The sequence below is a fragment of the Mesorhizobium sp. P2_B11 genome, from assembly GCF_056404855.1.
Map to the genome: position 1 here is coordinate 396,729 of NZ_JBFUDF010000004.1, position 17,922 is coordinate 414,650.

Consider the following 17,922-nt stretch of genomic DNA (forward strand, 5'->3'; position numbering starts at 1 on the left):
CAAGAATCCTTTTGCCATCGCCCACGGCATATCCGGACTGAGCTACCGCCCATCCGCGCCGTATCAATCTCGGCAGATGAATTGCGTCTCCTACCGCTGGCAAACACCATCCCATCCATGTCAAACCGCAAGATCGGTCGAGCGCGGCATTTCCGGAAAGGCCTATCTGGTGCCGCCACGAAAGACACGGAATGAAGACGGCACTTGAAAACTACCAGGCCCGGATGCAGCGGGTGCTGGACCATATCGACCAGCATCTCGGCGAGGATCTGGATCTGGACGCCCTGAGCGCCGTCGCGGCGTTCTCGAAATTCCATTTCCACCGGCAGTTCACGTCAACCTTCGGCGTGTCCGTGCATCGCTATGTCCAGCTCGCCCGCATGAAGCGCGCTTCGTACAGGCTGGCCGAAAGCGACGCCCACAGCGTCACCGACATTGCGATGGACGCCGGCTACGACGCACCGGATGCCTTCGCCCGCGCCTTTCGGCAACGGTTCGGACAATCGCCGTCGTCGTTCCGGAAATCCCCCAACTGGGGGTCGTGGCTCATGGCCTTCGGGCCGCTCGAAAAAGCAAGGACCACGCTCATGCAGATCATCTTCGAACCCGACGACGTCACGATCCGCGAGGTGCCACCGACGCCGGTGGCGATCATGGAGCATCGCGGCGACCGGGCGACGCTTCCTGACACCATCCAGCGCTTCATTGCCTGGCGCAAGGCCGCCGGCCTGTCGCCTGAGACAAGCCCGACCTTCAACGTCTTCCGCTCCGAACGGGAGCCGGCGAATCCGGCCGACTACAGCATGGACATTTGTTCCGCGACCGAGATGCCGGTAGAGGGTGGGCCGATCGAGGACGCACAGATGAAGCCCGGCGTGATCCCCGGTGGACGCTGCGCGGTGCTGCGCTACCCCGGCAACACCAACAATCTCGAGCCGGCAGCCCTATACCTCTACCGTGAATGGCTTCCGGCCAGCGGCGAGGAGGCGCGCGACTTTCCGGTCTATTGCCAGCGACGGCTGTCCTTCCTGCCGGAGGCGCGGGTGCAGGAAGTGGTGCTGGAATTGTTTTTGCCGCTGAAGTAGCGCGGCGGGGCCTGTCTCTTTTGATGGCAGCGCGATCGCATATGAGGTTTTACGAAGAGGACCCCCACCCTAACCCTCCCCACAAGGGGGAGGGAACGCTGCCGCGCGCCATCCCTTTGGCATCGAAACGTCGGTAGATTGCAGGGATCAGCACCTACCGAGTCCCCCTCCCCCTTGTGGGGAGGGGTTAGGGGTGGGGGTATTCGTAGAGCGCCATCCGGCGGGGGCTGGAACTCTAACCCCCAGCCCTACCCCTTACAGCCTTCCGCAACCGCGAATGCCGCACCGGCGACGCCACCTCTTTCGCTGGCACCTCCGCGGCCTCCCCATCATGCAGCCCCACCCGTAGTGCAGCACCGGCCAGATGGTCGCGCATCGCGGCTTGCGCCCCTTCGACATCGCGGTGGCGGATCGCGGCAAAAATGCGCTCGTGCTCGCCAAGCGTGATGCTGGCCATGTCGTCGGATTTCTGCTGGTTGCCGGCGGCCAGAATGCTTTCGCGCACGCGCTCGGACACGAAGACCAGGAACTGGCCCATATAGGCGTTGCGCGTCGCCTCGGCGACGGTGCGGTGGAATTCGAGGTCGCTGCGCAGCCAGGCGACGCTGCCATAGGGTGCGGCGCGCATGCCGGACAGCGCATCGCCCATGGCTTTCAGATCGGCGTCGCTGCGGCGTTTGGCGGCGAGCGCCGCCGCCTGCACTTCGAGGATGCCGCGCAGCTCGAACAGGTTGCGGAAGGAATCGGCGCGCTGCAGCGTCTCGTGGTCGATGGTCAGCACCGTCGGGTTGTTGGTTTCCGCAACGAAGGCGCCACGGCCCTGCTGCGACCAGATGCGGCCTTCGGAACGAAGCCTGGCGATCGCCTCGCGCACCACGTTGCGGCTGACGCCGAATGTGGTCGCCAGCGCCGCCTCGGTCGGCAACTGGTCACCCGGCTTCAGCCGCCCTTGCGCGATCTCGCGCGAGATGGAACTCGCCACCAGAGTGGAGAGGTGTGGACCGCGATTGACCTTGTCGAGTTTCAGCGTCATCGCTCACCTATAGTCGACAGCGGCGGCCGGCGCCAGAATGCGGCCGTTGCTCAGGATATGGCGTGGGTCGAACGCGTCCTTGATGCCGGCGGCCAAATCGAGCGTTACCGGATCGATGCGGTCGAGGAACGCCTTCTGCTTGACCCGGCCGATGCCGTGCTCGGCGCTGATCGAGCCGCCATAGCGGTCGACGACAGAAAAAATCTCGGCTTCCGCCTCCTCGAACAGATGCTCGATGGCCTCAGTGCCCATGCCTTCCGGCGGCACGACGTTGAGATGGATGTTGCCGTCGCCGACATGGCCGTAGGTGACGGCCAGCGCATCGGGCCGGGCCTTGTCCAGCGCCGCCAGCGCATCGGTGACAAAATCGGCAAGCCTGGAGATCGGCACCGACACGTCGGTGCGCAGATAGCGCCCGCCCCTGCCCTGCCGCTCGACCATGATCTCGCGGTAGAGCCACAGCCGCTCACCTTGAGCCCTGGTCGAGGCAATGATGCCGTCCTCGACAATATCCTCGACGCTGCCGAGGAAACCGAGAAGCATGCTGTTGAGGTCGATCAGCCCGCCGGAAGACACTTCGATCAGCACATAGGCCGGATAGGGCTTGCCGAGCGGTTCGGCAAAACCCTGGCCTTCGCGCATGGTGATCTCGATGCCGACGCGCAGGATCAGCTCGAAGGCGGTGAGCAGGTCGCTGCAGTCGCGTCGGGCGCGGGCATAGAGCGCCATCGCATCCTCGACCGAGCGCAGGCCGACCAGTGCGGTTTCGATTTGCGTCGGCTTGGGGAAGAGTTTCAGCGCCGCGGCGGTGACGATGCCGAGCGTGCCTTCCGAGCCGATGAAGATCTGCTTCAAATCATAGCCGCGATTGTCCTTGCGCAGCACTTTCAGCCCGTTCCAGATCCGGCCGTCGGCCAGCACCACTTCGAGGCCGAGCACCAGGTCGCGGGTCATGCCGTAGCGCAGCACATTGAAGCCGCCGGCATTGGTGGCGACATTGCCGCCGATGCGGCAGCTGCCTTGCGCACCGAACGTGATCGGCAGCAGGCAATCACTCGCTTCCGCGGCGCGCTTGGCGTCTTCCAGGATGCAGCCGGCCTCGACCACCATGGCGAAGTCGATCGGGCTGATCGAGCGGATCCTGTTCATGCGTTCGAGCGAAATGACGATCTCGCCGCCATCGGCGGCCACGGCTGCCCCGACCAGCCCGGTCAGACCGCCTTGCGGCACCACCGGAATGCGCTCGGCATGGCAGAAGCGCATCACCGCCGACACCTCTTCCACCGAGGATGGCCGCGCCACCGCCAGCGGGCGGCCGTAGTGATCGCCCGACCAGTCGCGGCTGTAACGCGCCAGATCCGCTGCCTCGGTCAGCAGCCCGCCATCCGGCAGCAGGCCGGCCAGGGCTGCGATCTGCGATGCGGAGGTGGGCGGCACGGCATTCATGAATGGACTCTGCACCCCAGGGGACTGGACAAGCACGGCTGTTGTCGTGTTATCATACAACCCTGATTGAGAACATCAAGCGTAGCCATATCCCCGCCAACCGTTTGATGTGGATGGTCAGAACTGCAAATCCCATTCGGAGGACTTACCCAATGAGCGACGCCCCGGGCTTTCGCTATATGCACACCATGATCAGGGTGCTCGACCTCGACAAGTCGATCGCCTTCTACACCGAAGTGCTTGGCATGACCTTGCTGCGCCGCGACGACTATCCCGGCGGCAAGTTCACCAACGCCTTTGTCGGCTACGGCCCCGAGGACAAGGAAGCCGTCGTCGAGCTGACGCTGAACTGGGGCCGCGAGGAACCTTATGAGATCGGCACCGGCTTCGGCCATCTGGCACTCGGCGTCAACGCCATCTACGCCGTCTGCGCGGAACTGGAAAAGCGTGGCGCCAAGATCCCGCGCAAGCCAGGCCCGATGCAGCACGGCACCACCCACATCGCTTTCGTCGAAGACCCGGACGGCTACAAGATCGAGCTGATCGGCCTCGACACGATGCAGTAACTTTAGGTCGGACCGCATCGGCCTCTCGCCGATGCGGTCCCTTCCTGCCCGCGCTTGCTTGGGAGGCGGGATCACTTGATGACCGCGATCTTGCTGCGGTCGATGGTGATGGCGACGGCGGCAATCAGCACCGCGCCGAACACCATGTTTTCCAGGAAGATATTGACGCCTACAAAGGTCATGCCGATGCGCACGATCGAGATGATCAGTGCGCCGACCGCTGTGCGGGCAACGCCGCCGAGCCCGCCGGTGATCGCGGTGCCGCCGACGATGACAGCGGCGATGGCAGGCAGCAGCAGCTGATTGGCCAGAACCGGCGAACCGCTCGAAAGACGCGCCGCTAGCACGACGCCGGCGATGGCCGCCAGCATGCCGGACGCCGCGAAGGCGATGATCTTGGTGCGGTCGACATTGATGCCCGCCGCCCAGGCCGCCGGCTCGCCGGCGCCGACCGCAATCGCCTGGCGGCCGAAGCGCGTGTAGCGCAGCGCCAGGAAGGCGGCGATGCCGATGACCGCAGAAATCAGCACCACCACCGGAATGCCAACGACGGTGGCGTTGATCCAGGCGGTGTTTTCGCGCCCGCCCTCCTCGATGGTGATGGCGCGGCCATTGGAGACCCAGAGCGCGAGACCGGTGACCACACCGCCGGTGGCGAGCGTCGCGACGAAGGACGGCACGCGCAGCTTGACATGGACGACGCCGCTCAGGATGCCGAAGGCAAGGCCGGAGAGGATCGCGACCGGGAAAGCGGCAAGGCCGAGCGACGGCAGCAACTGCGCTAGGATGACACTGGCCAGCGACGCCACCGCCTGGATCGACAGGTCGATGCCGCCGAGCAGGATGGCGAAGGTGACGCCGGTCGCCAGGATGAACAGCACGGCGGTGTTGGCAAACAAAAGCGCCACGGTCTCGCCGGTGAGGAAGCCGGGCGCCGCGATCTCGATGATCAGCAGCAGGCCGACCAGCAGGACCAACGGAATGGCGCCCTGCGTCCACTTGCCTTCGAACACCCGCTTGATGGAGAACGGTTCATTCATCGGCTCACACCATCGCTCGTAGTAGATCGACTTGATTCGGCTTGTTCCCTGGGCTGGCATCGAAACGCGCGGTGATCTCGCCGTCGCGCATCACCAGCACCTGGTGCGACAGGCCTATCGTTTCCTCCAGCGTGTCAGAGATCAGCAGGATCGCGACACCTTGCGCCGAGAGATCGCGCACCAGCTCGTAGACCTCTTCCTTGGCGCCGACATCAAGGCCGCGTGTGGGATGGTCGAGCACCAGGATGCGCGAGCCCGCCGTCATCCAGCGCGCCAGCACCACCTTCTGCTGGTTGCCGCCGCTGAGCTTGCGGCAGGCAGCATCCGGCCCGGGCGCCTTGATGCTGAGCCGCTTGATCCAGTCGGCGGCAAGCCGCCGCTCCTTGCCATAGTCGATGGCGCCATGGCGCATGACGCTGGAGAGATCGGCCAGCGAAATGTTTTCCGCGATCGACAGGAACATCACCAGTCCCTCGAGCCGGCGCTCGCGCGGCACATAACCGATGCCCTTGCGCACCGCCGGCTCCGGCGAGCCGAAGCGCACCGTATCGCCGGCGATTTTCATCTCGCCGGCATCATGCTGCACGAAGCCGCCAATGGTGCGCGTCACCTCCTCGCGGCCGGAGCCAACGACGCCGGCAATGCCGACGATCTCACCCGCCCGGATCTTCAGATCGACGCCGTGATAGAAGCCGTTGGCGCCAAGGCCCTTGGCCTCGACCATGACGGTGTCGCGCGGCACCAGCTGGCGCGCCTCGCGATAATATTCCGCCTGCAGGCCGCGCCCGACCATGATCTCGTGCAGCTCCGGCGCTGTCACTTCCGCCGCGCGGTGCTCGGCGACGACCGCGCCGTCCTTCATCGTGTAGACGCGGTCGGAGATATTGAGCACCTCGTCGAGGCGGTGCGAGACGAAGACGAAGCTGGCGCGGGATTTGAGCGAGCGCACGCGCGCGAACAGCACCTCGATGTCGGCGGCGTTGAGCACCGACGTCGGCTCGTCCAACAGGATGAGCAATTGCCGTTCGACGACTTCTTCCAGGGTCAGCGCCTTGGCCAGCTCGACCATCTGGCGCGCGGCGAAGGTGAGTTCGGAGGTGCGCGCGGTGACGTCGATGTCGATGCCGATCTTGGCCAGCTGCCGGCGCGCCGCCGCGTTCATCGCGCGCCAGTTGACAAGGCCGAAACGGGTGAAGCGGTCTTCCTCGCCGAGATAGATGTTTTCGGCGACCGTCAGATTGAGCACCAGCGACTGTTCCTGGAACACCATGCCGATGCCGTGCCTGGCGGCGTCGCGGGCATTGCGCATGCGCAGTTGCTCGCCGTCCAGAGTGAGGCTGCCGCTATCCGGCCGGTAGCCGCCGGCCAGCACCCGCATCAGTGTTGATTTGCCCGCACCATTCTCGCCGATCAGCCCGACCACTTCGTTGGGCCGTACCTCGATGGAGACGTCACGCAAGGCATGGACGCCAGGAAAATTCTTGATGATGTTCGACGCCTGCAGCATGGCGCTCACTTCACGATCTTCAGGCGGACGCGGTCGAGCGACAGCGCCACGGCGGCAATGATCATCAGGCCCTGCACCGTCTGCTGGATGTAGGGCGAGATGCCGAGCAGGATCATGCCGTTGGCCAGCACGGTGACGATCAAGACGCCGATCAGCGTGTTGACGACGCCGCCCTCGCCGCCGGTCAGCGCGGTGCCGCCGACGACAACGGCGGTGACCGCGGCAAACAGCCTGCCGTCGCCGATGACGGCATGCGACTGGCCGAGCTGCGCTGCCGCCAGCACGCCAGCTATACCGAAGAAGAAACCGGCCAGCGCAAAGGCGGTGACGCGCACGCGCACCACGTTGACGCCGGAGAGCTTGGCGACATCCTCGTCACCGCCGATCGCCAGAATATGGCGGCCAAGCTTGGTGTGGTACTGGATGACGGCGGCAAGCAGGAAAGCTCCGAAAGCAACCCACACCGCCACCGGCAGGCCGAGGAATCGGTGCAGTGCCAGGTCGCGGATCGAGGCATCGTTGAGCTTGATGGCCGAGCCGCCCAGCATATAGACCGACAGGCCAAGGCCGATGAACCACATGCCGAGCGTCGCCATGAAGGACGGGATGCGCAGCATGGTCTGGACGAGACCGCTGACCAATCCCATGGCGGTACCGGCAACGATTGCCGCGAGCACCGCCCACCAGCCATAGTCATTGCCATTGCCGTCATTGGCCGCGAGCAGCACGACCACCATGGCCGATACCGACAGCGTGCCTTCGACCGAGAGGTCGATGCTGCCCATCAGGATGATGAAGGTCAGCCCCATCGCCAGCGTCAGCGGCACGGCGGCGGAGTTGGCGAGGCGCACCAGATTGCGGACCTCGATGAAATTGGGATTGGCAATCGCGATCAGGACGCACAGCACAATCAGCACCGCCAGCGGCGCCAGGCTGCGCCAGCGCCTGCCGCCGAACAGTGTGGCGATGCGGCCGGGGATCAAACTCATGGAGGTCGTCCGCTCGATGTCCGAAACGGACTTCAGGGGTTCTGTATGGATTGTCAAGAAACCGCTTCCCGTCTGCTGGTGACAGCCGTCGCGACAAGGGGGAATCGCGACGGCTGCGGGAGGAAGCGGGCCGCCAGGGAGAGCGGCCCGCTCCGATGGATCAGGTGCGGATCGCCCCGGTCACCCGGCCCCACAGATCGTTCCAGTCGATCTCGGGCTTCGCGTCGACATTGGTCTTGTAATACTCCTCGACGTTGTCGTGCGAGATCAGCACCGCCTTGCCGTAGAATTCGCGGTGTTCCGGCGGCTCCTTGGTCGGGTCGAACTTGCCGATCTTGGCGTTGTAGCCGATGGCCAGACCCATGCCGCCCTGCCAGAACGGATCCGACGTGACGGTGCAGGCGAACTCACCGGTGCGCACCGCATCGACCGCCGTCTTGATGCCGTCGACACCGACGATCGGCACCTTGCCGGCGAGGTTTTCGGCGCGTAGCGCCTCGAGCGCGCCGGAGCCCATATCGTCATTGGCGGCCCAGATGCCCTTGATGTCGTCGCCGAAGCGGGTGAGCAGGTTGCCCATCAGGTCGAAGGCCTCGGTCGATTTCCAATTGGCGACCTGGAAGTCGAGCAGCTTGATGTCGGGGTTGGCGGCGAGAGCCGCGTCGAGACCCTTCTTGCGTTCGATCGCCGCCGTGGTCGAGATCAGGCCGCCGAGCGCGACGATGCCGCCCTTGCCGCCGATGGTCTTGAACAGGATTTCCGCAATGGTCTTGCCGCTGTCGATGCCGTCGAATTCGATATGCGAAACATAGTTCGGGTTGAAATCCTTCGGATGCAGATCCGCCGGCTTGTTCCACTGCGTCACCACATAGGCGCCGGCTTTGGCGCAGGCCTCGACGATCGGGCGCGCATCCGGCGTATCGTTCGGGTCGGAATTCAGCACCATATTGCCGCCGGTCTTGGCCAGCATCGCCTTGATGTCGGCAATGCCCTTCTCGGAATTGCCTTCCGAAACCAGCGTGACGTGTTCCAGCCCCGCCCATTTGGCATAGGCCTCAGCGCCGGTCTTCCACACCGCGTGATAGGGGTTGGACAGTGAGCGGATCGACGTCACCAGCGTCGGCTTGTCCTGCGCGCGCAGCACGCTCGGCATGGCGAGCGCCGCTACGCCGGCGGTAGCGCCCAACATCAGCGTGCGCCGGTTGACGGTAAAATTCTTCGTGTCCTTCATGTCGCGAAATCCTCCCGATTGAATTCTGTTCCCGCCCGGCATGGTGCGCGGAGCGCGCGACCGGGACTTCCATGCGACGGGTTATCAAGCTCCTCTACTTGTACGACAACCCTTCAACACGATAACCATACCCTTTCTCTTGACGCGGCACAAGCGACTTGAGATCGTCGCACGCAAGAGAAGGGGGCACTGATTTTGCCCCGGCAAAGGGAGTGAGAATGCCGGACTACATCATCGTCGGCGGCGGCTCGGCCGGCTGCATTCTGGCTGCCAGGCTGAGCGAGGATCGCGACGTCTCAGTCGTCGTGCTCGAGGCCGGCCCGCCCGACACCGACCGCTACATCCATCTGCCGGTCGGCTTCTTCAAGATGACGTCGGGGCCGCTGATCTGGGGTTATGACACCGCGCCCGGCAAGGCGATCGACGGCCGCACCATGGTCTATCCGCAGGCGCGCGTGCTCGGCGGCGGTTCCTCGATCAATGCCCAGGTGTTCACCCGCGGCTGCCCGCAGGATTACGACGGCTGGGCGACTGACGATGGCTGCGCCGGGTGGAGCTATGCCGACGTGCTGCCCTACTTCGTCCGCTCCGAGGGCAACGACACGTTCGCCGATGCGCAGCACGGCATCGACGGACCGCTCGGCGTTTCCAGCGGCGCGCCGCATCCGCTGACCCGCATCTTCGTCAAGGCGGCGCAGCAGGCCGGCCTGCCCTTCCGCGCCGACTTCAATGCCGGCGAACAGGCCGGCGCCGGTTTCTACCAGACAACGACGCGGCGGGGGAAACGCTCGAGCACGGCGGTTGCCTATCTGAAGCCCGCGATCGGCCGCCAGAATCTGACGCTGCGCACCGACGCCACCGTCAGCCGCGTCGTCGTCGAGAACGGCCGCGCCATCGGCGTCGAGATCATCGCCAATGGCCGCACCGAATTGTTGCGCGCCGAACGCGAGGTGATCGTCACCGCCGGCGCCATCGGCTCGCCGAAACTCCTGATGCTGTCCGGCATCGGACCTGCCGCGCATCTCGGCCAGCACGGCATCAAGGTAGTCCATGATGCGAAAAACGTCGGCCAGAATCTGCACGACCACATGGATGTCGACGTCGTCGCCGAACTCAACGGACCGCACGGCATCGACCGCTACAAGAAGAAGCGCTGGCAGGCGGTGGCCGGCCTCGAATACGCGCTGTTCGGCAAGGGACCAGTCGCTTCCAACATCGTCGAGGCCGGCGGCTTCTGGTGGGGCGACCGGGCAGAGAAAACGCCCGACATCCAGTTCCATTTCCTGCCCGGCGCCGGCGTCGAGGAAGGCATCGGCTCGGTCCCCGGCGGCAATGGCTGCACGCTGAATTCCTATCACGTGCGCCCGCGCTCGCGCGGCAGCGTCACTCTCAAATCGGCGGATCTGCGCGAGGCCCCTGTTATCGACCCCAACCCCTTCGCCGAGCGCTACGATCTCGAGCGCGCCATCGACGGCATCGAAATCAGCCGCGAGATCCTGTCGCAGCCGGCTTTTTCGAAATACATCAGCCGTGAGCATCTGCCGGGCAAGGCGATGCAAGGCCGCAAGGCACTCGAAGCCTTCGCCCGCGAACATGGCCGGAGCGCCTACCATCCCGTCGGCACCTGCCGCATGGGCGGCGACGCCGACAGTGTCGTCGACCCCGAGTTGCGTGTGCGCGGACTGCAGGGACTGCGCGTCTGCGACAGCTCGGTGATGCCGAGCATCGTGTCGTCCAACACCAATGCGGCAGTGGTGATGATTGCCGAGAAGGCGGCGGATCTGATTGCGGGGCGGAAGGCGTCGGCGGCGTAAGGGGCTACTCCTCCGGAAACATCTCCCGCGGTGGAAAACCATCGCGGCTGTAATCCACCACAATGAACTTCCCACCCTGATACCGTTCGACCACCGGATTGTCGGTCACCTTGCCGCGCACGCGTTCGGCCTGGTTGTCGGAACTGTCGAGGGGCGCCCAGCCGAGCGTCAGCCTGGCATCGTTTCGCCAAAAGCCGCGGCTGTTGTTGGACTGGCCCCAGATGACCGAGCAGTCGACCTTTTCCGCTACAGCACAGCGCTCGATCAGCCGCACGAAATCGTTATGCGATATCCAGGTCGACAGGATGCGTTCGTCCGGCACCTCCGGCAGCACCGAGCCGATGCGGATGAGCACGCTTTCCACCGCATGTTTGTCGAAATAGAGCCGCGCCAGCATCTCGCCATAGGCCTTAGACAGGCCGTAGTAGCCGTCCGGCCTGAGCAGGCAGTCCTGGTCGAGAATCTCGGTGCGCTCGTAAAGCCCAACCGCATGCACCGAAGACGGAAACACCACCCGCGCCTTCTCCCGGCGCGCCGCCTCGTAAATGTGGAAGGCGCCGCGGAAATTGGGGCCGAGCACGGTCTCGAAGGATTGCTCGGTGGAGATGCCGCCGAAATGCAGGATCAGGCCGCAGCCCTCCGCCAGATCGTCCACCGCTTGCCGGTCCTCGATATCGGCAAGGGTGAAGCTCGCTCCGTCCGGGAGCGGGATCGGCAACGGCACGATATCAGTGAGCCGCAAGGTCCACCCCAGGGCTGCCAACCGCGCTGACAGCAGGCGTCCGATCGTGCCGGAGGCCCCGGTCAACAGTACCGGTTTTTCGGGGATCATCATGCCCTGCCCTTCCGCTGAACCCGCAGACATGTTCGTGTCGGTGGGGCAAGGCGAATAAAGATTGGGCTCGGCTGACGTGTCCAAGATCTTATCATATCACCAGACAAATTATGGGTTGCCAAGAAACGCCGTTCGTTTATTGCTTGGGGACGATGAAACGTTCCTTTGGCCTTCCCCCGCAGATCAGCCGCACGGCGCAGGTTGCCGACTGGTTTGCGCGCGAAATACGGGCGGGACATTTGACCAGCGGCGAGAAACTCCCGACCGAGCAGGAACTGATCGCGCAATTCGGCGTCAGCCGCACGGTGATCCGGGAAGCGATGGCGTCGCTGCGTTCGGAAGGGCTGGTGACAAGCCGCCAGGGTTCCGGCGTGTTCGTCGCCGACCACCAGACCAACACCACCTTCCGCATCATTTCCGACGAACTCCATTCGCTGACCGAAGTGCAGAACGTGCTGCAGCTGCGGCTTGCGGTGGAACTGGAAGCCGCCGGCCTCGCCGCCGAGAAGCGCAGCGACGACGACCTTGCCCGCATGCGCGACTGCCTTGATGCCATCGACGCCTCGATCGCCGCGGGTGAAAGCGCCATCGAGCCCGACTTCGCCTTTCATCGGGCGATCGCGTCGGCCACCGGCAATCCCTACTTCGAGCGTTTCATGCATTTTCTCGGACCCGTCCTCATTCCGCGCCAGCTGATGCGCCCGCGCGACGAGACGCCTGAGCAGCGGCGGCACTATCTGGAGCAGGTCCAGATGGAGCATCGCCGCATCTACCAGGCGATCGAGCGGCAGAATGTCGAGGCCGCCCGCTTCACCTTGCGCGAGCATCTGGAAGCCGGGCGCGAGCGCTATCGCCGCATGGTCGACGGTTCGGCCTGACACGTCGTCAAATCCGGTCTTCGATCCACCCGCCCGATCCATCTGCTTTTACGCCAGTTCCGCGACCGGCATCTTGCAGGACTGCATCAGCGCTGCGAGCTGGCGCTCTTCATCCGCGGTCAGGTCGAGCAGCGGCGACCGCACCGGACCACAGTCGATGCCGGCAATGCGCGCACCCGCCTTGACGATCGACACGGCATAGCCGGCGCGCCGGTTGCGGATGGCGAGGTAGGGCAGGAAGAACGAGCGGATGAGATCGCCGACTTCGGCCGCACGCCCGGCGCGTAGCGCATTGAAGAAACGCAGGGCAATCTCCGGCGCGAAATTGTAGATCGCCGAGGAATAGGTCGTCATGCCGATGGCGGCTGCGGCACTGGCATGAACTTCGGCCGTCGGCATGCCGCCGATGAAGACCAGCCGGTCGCCCATGCGGTAGCGCGTGGCGGTGAGCAGTTCGATGTCGCCGACACCGTCCTTGAAGCCGATCAGGTTCGGGCAATCCTGCGCCACGCGCTCGAGCGTCTCAGGCGTCAGAATGGCATTGTCCCTGTTATAGGCGATCACGCCGATGCCGACCGAACGGCAGATGGCGGTGAGATGACGGCGCAAGCCCTCCTGCTCCGACTTGACGAGGTAGGGCGGCAGCACCAGCAGGCCGTCGGCGCCATTGGCTTCGGCGGCCTTGGCGAACTCCACCGCCATATGCGTGCCGTAGCCGACGCCGGCCAGCAGCGGCATGGTATCGGGAACCTCTTGCGACGCCGCCCGCACCACGCGCTTGTATTCCTCCAGCGTCAGCGAAAAGAACTCGCCAGTGCCGCCGGCTGCAAACAGCCCGCTCGCCCCGGCTGTGCCTTGGGCAGCGACATGGGCGCGATAGCCGCCTTCGTTGAAGGCGCCGTCATCGTCGAAAAAGGTCAGCGGAAAGGACAACAGGCCACGGCCAAGGGATCTGGTCAGTTCGGTGGGTGAGAACGTCAAGGCGAATACTCCATGCAAGGCGCCGGCAAGGGGGAGTTCTTGTCGGCAAGGATTTTGGCAGCAGCCGCAGGCGGCTGGTTCATACGAGGCCGGGCCGGACTTCGGCCGCGGCGGCTTCGATCGCCCTGGTGCCGAGGCCCGACTTGACGATGCGGATCAACTCCTCCTCGCTGGTGTCGGCGGTGGAGGCGTCGAGCGCGACCTCGCCCGCATGCAGGAAGTTGATGCGATCGCAGACCTCGAAAATCTGATTGTAGTTGTGGACGATCAGGATCACCGAGACCTGGCGCTGCTGGCGCAAATTCTGGATCAGGCCAAGCACATGCGCGCTCTCGCGTACGCCGAGTGCCGCCAGCGGTTCGTCGAGCACCAGAATCTTGGGCGACGAATAGATCGAGCGGGCGACCGCGATGCACTGGCGCTGTCCTCCCGAGAGCAGGTCGACCGTGCTGTTGACGCTGGGGATCGTAATGCCCAGCGTGTCCAGATAGAGCTGCGCCTGTTCGCGCATCTTCCTGTTGTCGAGCAGGTTCAGGCCGAGGAAGCGCTTGTGGTATTCGCGTCCCAGAAACATGTTGTGGAAGACGCTGAGGTCGCCGACCAGCGCCAAGTCTTGATAGACGGTTTCGATGCCCTGGGCGCGCGCATCGCGCGGCGAGGCGAAGCGCACTTCCTTGCCTTGCGAGACGATGGTTCCGGTGTCGGGCTGGTGAAAGCCCGACAGGATCTTGATCAACGTCGACTTGCCCGCGCCATTGTCGCCGACCAGCGCCAGCACTTCGCCCTGGCGCAATTTGATCGAGACATCGACGAGTGCGGTGACCGCACCGAAGCTCTTGGAGATGTTGTTCATCTCCAGCACGACAGGCGCGTCGGCGGCGAGCGGTGGTATCGTCTGCGTGTTCATACGCGCCTCCGTGTGCGCAGGCGGTCGACCTGGATTGAGAGGATCATGGCGGCGATGATGGCCGCGCCGAGATAGATATCGGAGACGGTCGCCTGGGCGCCGATCATCACCAGGCCGTTGTTGAGCGAGGCGACGACAAAGGCGCCGATCAGCGCGCCGATAACGGTGCCCGAGCCGCCGAGCAGCGAGGTGCCGCCGATGACCGCGGCGGCGATCGCCTGCAAGGTGAGGAACGGGCTGCCGGCCTGCGGGTCGGCTGAGGTGAACTGCGCCGTGTTGATGATGCCGGCAAAGGCGGCAAAGCCGCCGGCGATCATGAAATTGTAGATCTTCATGCGGTCGGTGCGCACACCGATTTCACGCGCGCCGATGATGTTGGAGCCGGTGGCAATCGTGTGCAGGCCGAAGGTGGTGCGCGACAGCACGAGCGCCAGAACCAGCACCAGCACCACTGCCCACAGGAAGGGCGTGAAGGCGGTGATACCGTGCAACGACAGCAGCCCGTCGGAAGGCTGATAGAGGCTCTGGCCGAAGATGGCGTTGAAGGGTTGCTCGACCGGCGCCACAATCGGCTGGCTGTTGTAGATCGAGACGACGATGCCTTGCAGGAAGAACAGCATGCCGACCGTGGTGATCAGCGACGGCACCTTGAAGCGCACGGTGATGATGCCATTGATGGCGCCGACGAGGATGCCGATGAGCACGCCGATCAGCGCGCCGACGACCAGCGGCACGCCATAGGTGACCGACAGCAGGGCCATGACATAGGGCGCGATCGAGAAGATGGCGCTGAGCGACAGATCGATCTCCCCGGTGATCATCAGCATGACTTCGGCTGCGGCGATCAGGCCGAGCCGGCCGGTGTCGCGCAGCACAACGCTCATGAATTGCGGTGACAGGAATCCACCATCGCTGCCGATCTGAAAATAGACAACGAGCACAATGGCGACGACGGCGATGCTCGCCTCGCGATAGCGCGACAGCAAGATGAGCAGCCTTTCCGTCGCCGTCTGCGGAGCCTTGACGCCGACGGCGCCCTTCCCGGCTGTTATGGTTTTGCTTGGCGGCACTTTTTCTTCCTGATTTGTGAGACGGCTGCCTGAACGGCAGCAACTGGCGCCCTCGCCGCGTCACCTCAAGGTGACGCGGCGAGGGCTGGAGTTGGCGGCTGAACGCGTCAGGTCGGCTCGACGTCTGAGCGGCCCTCGAAGCGGGACTTGCCGACATAGGCGTCGACATTGTCCTTGGTCACATAGGCCTGGCTGGTGTCGCTGTTGGCCGGGCCGACGAGGCCGCCGGACAGCTTGTAGAGATACATTTGCTGCACCGGCAGGAAGCCCTGCAGATAGGCCTGCTGGTCGGTGGTGAAGTTGACGTCGCCGGCCTTGATGAAGTCCAGCGTCTGCGGGAACAGGTCGAAGCCGGCAACCGCGCCGCCTGCCTTCACCAGCCCGTATTTGTTGGACACGAAACCGCAGGCATAGGTGTCGGAACCGCCGGTGCCGAACAGGCCGTTGACGGTCTTGTGGCTAAGATAATAGCTCTCGACGCGCGAGATTTCGGTTGCCGGATCCGGGCCGGTGTTGACGACATCGTAGGTGACGCCGGTGTTGCTATCCTTGATCGCCTGGATGTAGCCGTCGAGACGCGGCTGCGTGTTGAGCGAGCCGGGCACGCCGATCGACAGCATGACATGGCCACCCTTGGGGATCAGCTTCAGCCACTTCAGCGCCGAATTGTAGCCCGATTGGTAAAGCGGCTGGCCGACATAGGAGAGCCGCTTGTTGGGGCTGCCGACCGGCACGTCGGCGTTGAAGGCGACGACCGGAATGCCGGCCTGCGCCGCCATGTCGGTGGCGGCGTCGAATGCCGTCGGGTCGACGAGGCAGACCGCAATGCCGTCGGACTTCTGCGCGATCGCCGTCTGCATAGCGCTGACCATTTCGGAGACGACGTTCTTCTGCGAACCCGTCCACTGATAGGAGCAGCCGAAGGCCGCACAAGCGTCCTGGATGCCGTAGACCGTCGGCGTGAAGAACTGGTCGAGCGTCACATGGCAGACGAAGTGGAACTTGTAGGGCTTCTTCGGCAGGCCGGGCGATGAATCGGCTGCCTTTGCCGCGCTGATGCCGCCCGCGAGACCAGCGCCCAGACCGCTGGCGAGGCCGGCAGCACCGAGGCCAAGCTTTCCCGCCAGCGCAAAAGCGCTGCGCCGGCTGATCGCCGCCATCTGATTTTTCGTGTCGTCGTCCATGCGTTCCTCCCTTGTCGTTTTGTAGGCGTCGCTACATTTGTCGTCTGATTACATTGTTATATGACAACTTTTGTGTCAATGGTCTTTCGCCACCGAAATCGGGACGGACGCATCCGATCTGAACGGCGCGGGAAGGCGGCCGCAGGGTCGCCGCGAAGGACGATCAGGAATTACAGGAAGAGAACATGGCTGAAATCGAATTCAGGGCTGTCAGCAAGGGCGGCCTGAAGGTGACGACGATCGGGCTCGGCGGCACGGGGCTCGGCAACATGTACCGCGCCGTGGATACCGACGCCGCGGTCAACACCGTGCAGGCGGCCTATGCCAACGGCATCCGCTATTTCGACACAGCACCCGTCTACGGCTTCGGTGTCAGCGAGACGCGTCTCGGCCTCGCCATCAAGTCGCTGCCCCGCGCCGACATCGTCATCTCGTCCAAGATCGGCTACGACCTCGTGCCGATCCCGCCCGAAGACTTGAAGCCGGCGCTGTGGGATCAGCCCGGCGCCTTCCGCGCCGAGTTCGACTATTCGCGCGATGCCGTGATGCGCTCGCTCGAAGGCACGTTGAAGCGGCTCGACACCGACTATGTCGACATGATCTCGATCCACGATCCCGACGAAGCCATCCATTTCGGCCCCGGCGAAGATCCCTATGCCAGGAGCCGTTTCAAGGAAGCCATGGACGGCGCCTATCCGGCGCTCGACGAATTGCGTTCGCAAGGCGTCATCAAGGCGGTCGGCGTCGGCATCAACCAGTGGCAGATGCTGTCCGACTTCGTCGTCGCCGGCGCCTTCGACTATTTCCTGCTCGCCGGCCGCTACACGCTGCTGGAGCAGGAGCCGCTGGCGACCTTGCTGCCGCTTTGCGAACAGCGCGGCACCAGGATCATCATCGGCGGTCCCTACAATTCCGGCATTCTCGCAACGGGCGCGGTGAAGGGCGCAACCTTCAACACGCGCGAGGCGCCGGAGCCGGTGCTGGAGCGCGTGCGCCGCATCGAGGCGATCTGCGCCAGCCACAAGGTTTCGCTGCCGGCGGCAGCCCTGCAGTTTCCACTCGGCCATCCGCTGGTGTCGAGCGTCATTCCAGGCGCACGCTCGGCTGAAGAGCTGAAGCAGAATTTGGGATATCTCCGGGAGACCATTCCGCCGGCGCTGTGGGCCGATCTCAAGCAGGCCGGACTGATCGAAGCGGACGCGCCAACGCCTTGAGCGTTGGGCAATCGCATAAAGATACTTGCGAAGAGGGACCCCCACCCTACCCCTCCCCACAAGGGGGAGGGAACGCTGCCGCGTGCCATCCCTTTTTGGCGTCGAACGTCGGCGATTTGCGGAGATCGGCGCCTACCGGGTC

At 64.4% G+C, this 17,922-nt stretch carries 16 protein-coding genes; 5 read left to right on the top strand and 11 right to left on the bottom strand.

All coding sequences use genetic code 11. The annotated features are described in order from the left end of the window. Nucleotides 1-191: 191 nt before the first annotated feature. Nucleotides 192-1,085 (top strand): AraC family transcriptional regulator, encoded by an 894-nt coding sequence (locus AC1DYJ_RS15540; protein WP_477288995.1) that lies wholly within the window; start codon nucleotides 192-194, stop codon nucleotides 1,083-1,085. 235 nt (nucleotides 1,086-1,320) lie between these two features. Here AC1DYJ_RS15540 and AC1DYJ_RS15545 read toward each other — a convergent pair whose 3' ends face one another. Both AC1DYJ_RS15545 and AC1DYJ_RS15550 read right to left on the bottom strand, forming a co-directional pair. Continuing rightward, nucleotides 1,321-2,118: a FadR/GntR family transcriptional regulator gene (locus AC1DYJ_RS15545; RefSeq protein ID WP_477288997.1), complete on the bottom strand. Its 798-nt coding sequence runs from the start codon at nucleotides 2,116-2,118 to the stop codon at nucleotides 1,321-1,323. 3 nt (nucleotides 2,119-2,121) lie between these two features. Beyond that, nucleotides 2,122-3,564: an FAD-binding oxidoreductase gene (locus AC1DYJ_RS15550; RefSeq protein ID WP_477288999.1), complete on the bottom strand. Its 1,443-nt coding sequence runs from the start codon at nucleotides 3,562-3,564 to the stop codon at nucleotides 2,122-2,124. 152 nt (nucleotides 3,565-3,716) lie between these two features. Between AC1DYJ_RS15550 and gloA the strand changes: the two genes are divergently transcribed. After that, nucleotides 3,717-4,130: a lactoylglutathione lyase gene (gloA, locus tag AC1DYJ_RS15555; protein WP_477289000.1), complete on the top strand. Its 414-nt coding sequence runs from the start codon at nucleotides 3,717-3,719 to the stop codon at nucleotides 4,128-4,130. 71 nt (nucleotides 4,131-4,201) lie between these two features. On the opposite strand, the gene AC1DYJ_RS15560 is transcribed toward gloA, so the two are convergent. The 4 genes from AC1DYJ_RS15560 to AC1DYJ_RS15575 all read right to left on the bottom strand — a co-directional run bounded on the left by AC1DYJ_RS15560 (nucleotide 4,202) and on the right by AC1DYJ_RS15575 (nucleotide 8,897). Further along, nucleotides 4,202-5,170: an ABC transporter permease gene (locus AC1DYJ_RS15560; protein ID WP_477289002.1), complete on the bottom strand. Its 969-nt coding sequence runs from the start codon at nucleotides 5,168-5,170 to the stop codon at nucleotides 4,202-4,204. Between the two features lie 4 nt (nucleotides 5,171-5,174). Further along, a complete protein-coding gene (locus AC1DYJ_RS15565; RefSeq protein WP_477289103.1) occupies nucleotides 5,175-6,677 on the bottom strand; it encodes a sugar ABC transporter ATP-binding protein in 1,503 nt (500 codons plus the stop codon). A gap of 5 nt (nucleotides 6,678-6,682) precedes the next feature. Beyond that, nucleotides 6,683-7,666: an ABC transporter permease gene (locus AC1DYJ_RS15570; RefSeq protein WP_477289004.1), complete on the bottom strand. Its 984-nt coding sequence runs from the start codon at nucleotides 7,664-7,666 to the stop codon at nucleotides 6,683-6,685. A gap of 160 nt (nucleotides 7,667-7,826) precedes the next feature. Continuing rightward, on the bottom strand, nucleotides 7,827-8,897 hold the full coding sequence (locus AC1DYJ_RS15575) for a sugar ABC transporter substrate-binding protein (protein ID WP_477289006.1): 1,071 nt from the start codon (nucleotides 8,895-8,897) through the stop codon (nucleotides 7,827-7,829). Between the two features lie 218 nt (nucleotides 8,898-9,115). Here AC1DYJ_RS15575 and AC1DYJ_RS15580 point away from each other — a divergent pair, with 218 nt between their 5' ends. Continuing rightward, a complete protein-coding gene (locus AC1DYJ_RS15580) occupies nucleotides 9,116-10,711 on the top strand; it encodes a GMC family oxidoreductase (protein ID WP_477289008.1) in 1,596 nt (531 codons plus the stop codon). A gap of 4 nt (nucleotides 10,712-10,715) precedes the next feature. Here AC1DYJ_RS15580 and AC1DYJ_RS15585 read toward each other — a convergent pair whose 3' ends face one another. Then, nucleotides 10,716-11,546 carry an NAD-dependent epimerase/dehydratase family protein gene (locus AC1DYJ_RS15585; RefSeq protein ID WP_477289010.1) on the bottom strand — a complete coding sequence of 277 codons (831 nt, stop codon included), beginning with the start codon at nucleotides 11,544-11,546 and terminating at the stop codon, nucleotides 10,716-10,718. Nucleotides 11,547-11,698: 152 nt separating this feature from the next. Here AC1DYJ_RS15585 and AC1DYJ_RS15590 point away from each other — a divergent pair, with 152 nt between their 5' ends. Then, nucleotides 11,699-12,424, top strand: coding sequence for a FadR/GntR family transcriptional regulator (locus AC1DYJ_RS15590; RefSeq protein WP_477289012.1), 726 nt, complete (start codon nucleotides 11,699-11,701; stop codon nucleotides 12,422-12,424). Between the two features lie 48 nt (nucleotides 12,425-12,472). On the opposite strand, the gene kdgD is transcribed toward AC1DYJ_RS15590, so the two are convergent. The 4 genes from kdgD to AC1DYJ_RS15610 form a co-directional block, all read right to left on the bottom strand. Beyond that, a complete protein-coding gene (kdgD, locus tag AC1DYJ_RS15595; RefSeq protein WP_477289014.1) occupies nucleotides 12,473-13,405 on the bottom strand; it encodes a 5-dehydro-4-deoxyglucarate dehydratase in 933 nt (310 codons plus the stop codon). Between the two features lie 79 nt (nucleotides 13,406-13,484). Beyond that, nucleotides 13,485-14,312: an ATP-binding cassette domain-containing protein gene (locus AC1DYJ_RS15600; protein ID WP_477289016.1), complete on the bottom strand. Its 828-nt coding sequence runs from the start codon at nucleotides 14,310-14,312 to the stop codon at nucleotides 13,485-13,487. Further along, complete coding sequence (locus AC1DYJ_RS15605) at nucleotides 14,309-15,382, bottom strand: ABC transporter permease (RefSeq protein ID WP_477289018.1); 1,074 nt, start codon at nucleotides 15,380-15,382, stop codon at nucleotides 14,309-14,311. Before AC1DYJ_RS15605 ends, AC1DYJ_RS15600 begins: the two co-directional genes overlap by 4 nt. A gap of 107 nt (nucleotides 15,383-15,489) precedes the next feature. Next, nucleotides 15,490-16,566, bottom strand: coding sequence for a substrate-binding domain-containing protein (locus AC1DYJ_RS15610; RefSeq protein WP_477289020.1), 1,077 nt, complete (start codon nucleotides 16,564-16,566; stop codon nucleotides 15,490-15,492). A 185-nt stretch (nucleotides 16,567-16,751) separates the two neighbouring features. Here AC1DYJ_RS15610 and AC1DYJ_RS15615 point away from each other — a divergent pair, with 185 nt between their 5' ends. Continuing rightward, on the top strand, nucleotides 16,752-17,780 hold the full coding sequence (locus tag AC1DYJ_RS15615; protein WP_477289022.1) for an aldo/keto reductase: 1,029 nt from the start codon (nucleotides 16,752-16,754) through the stop codon (nucleotides 17,778-17,780). Nucleotides 17,781-17,922 lie beyond the last annotated feature (142 nt).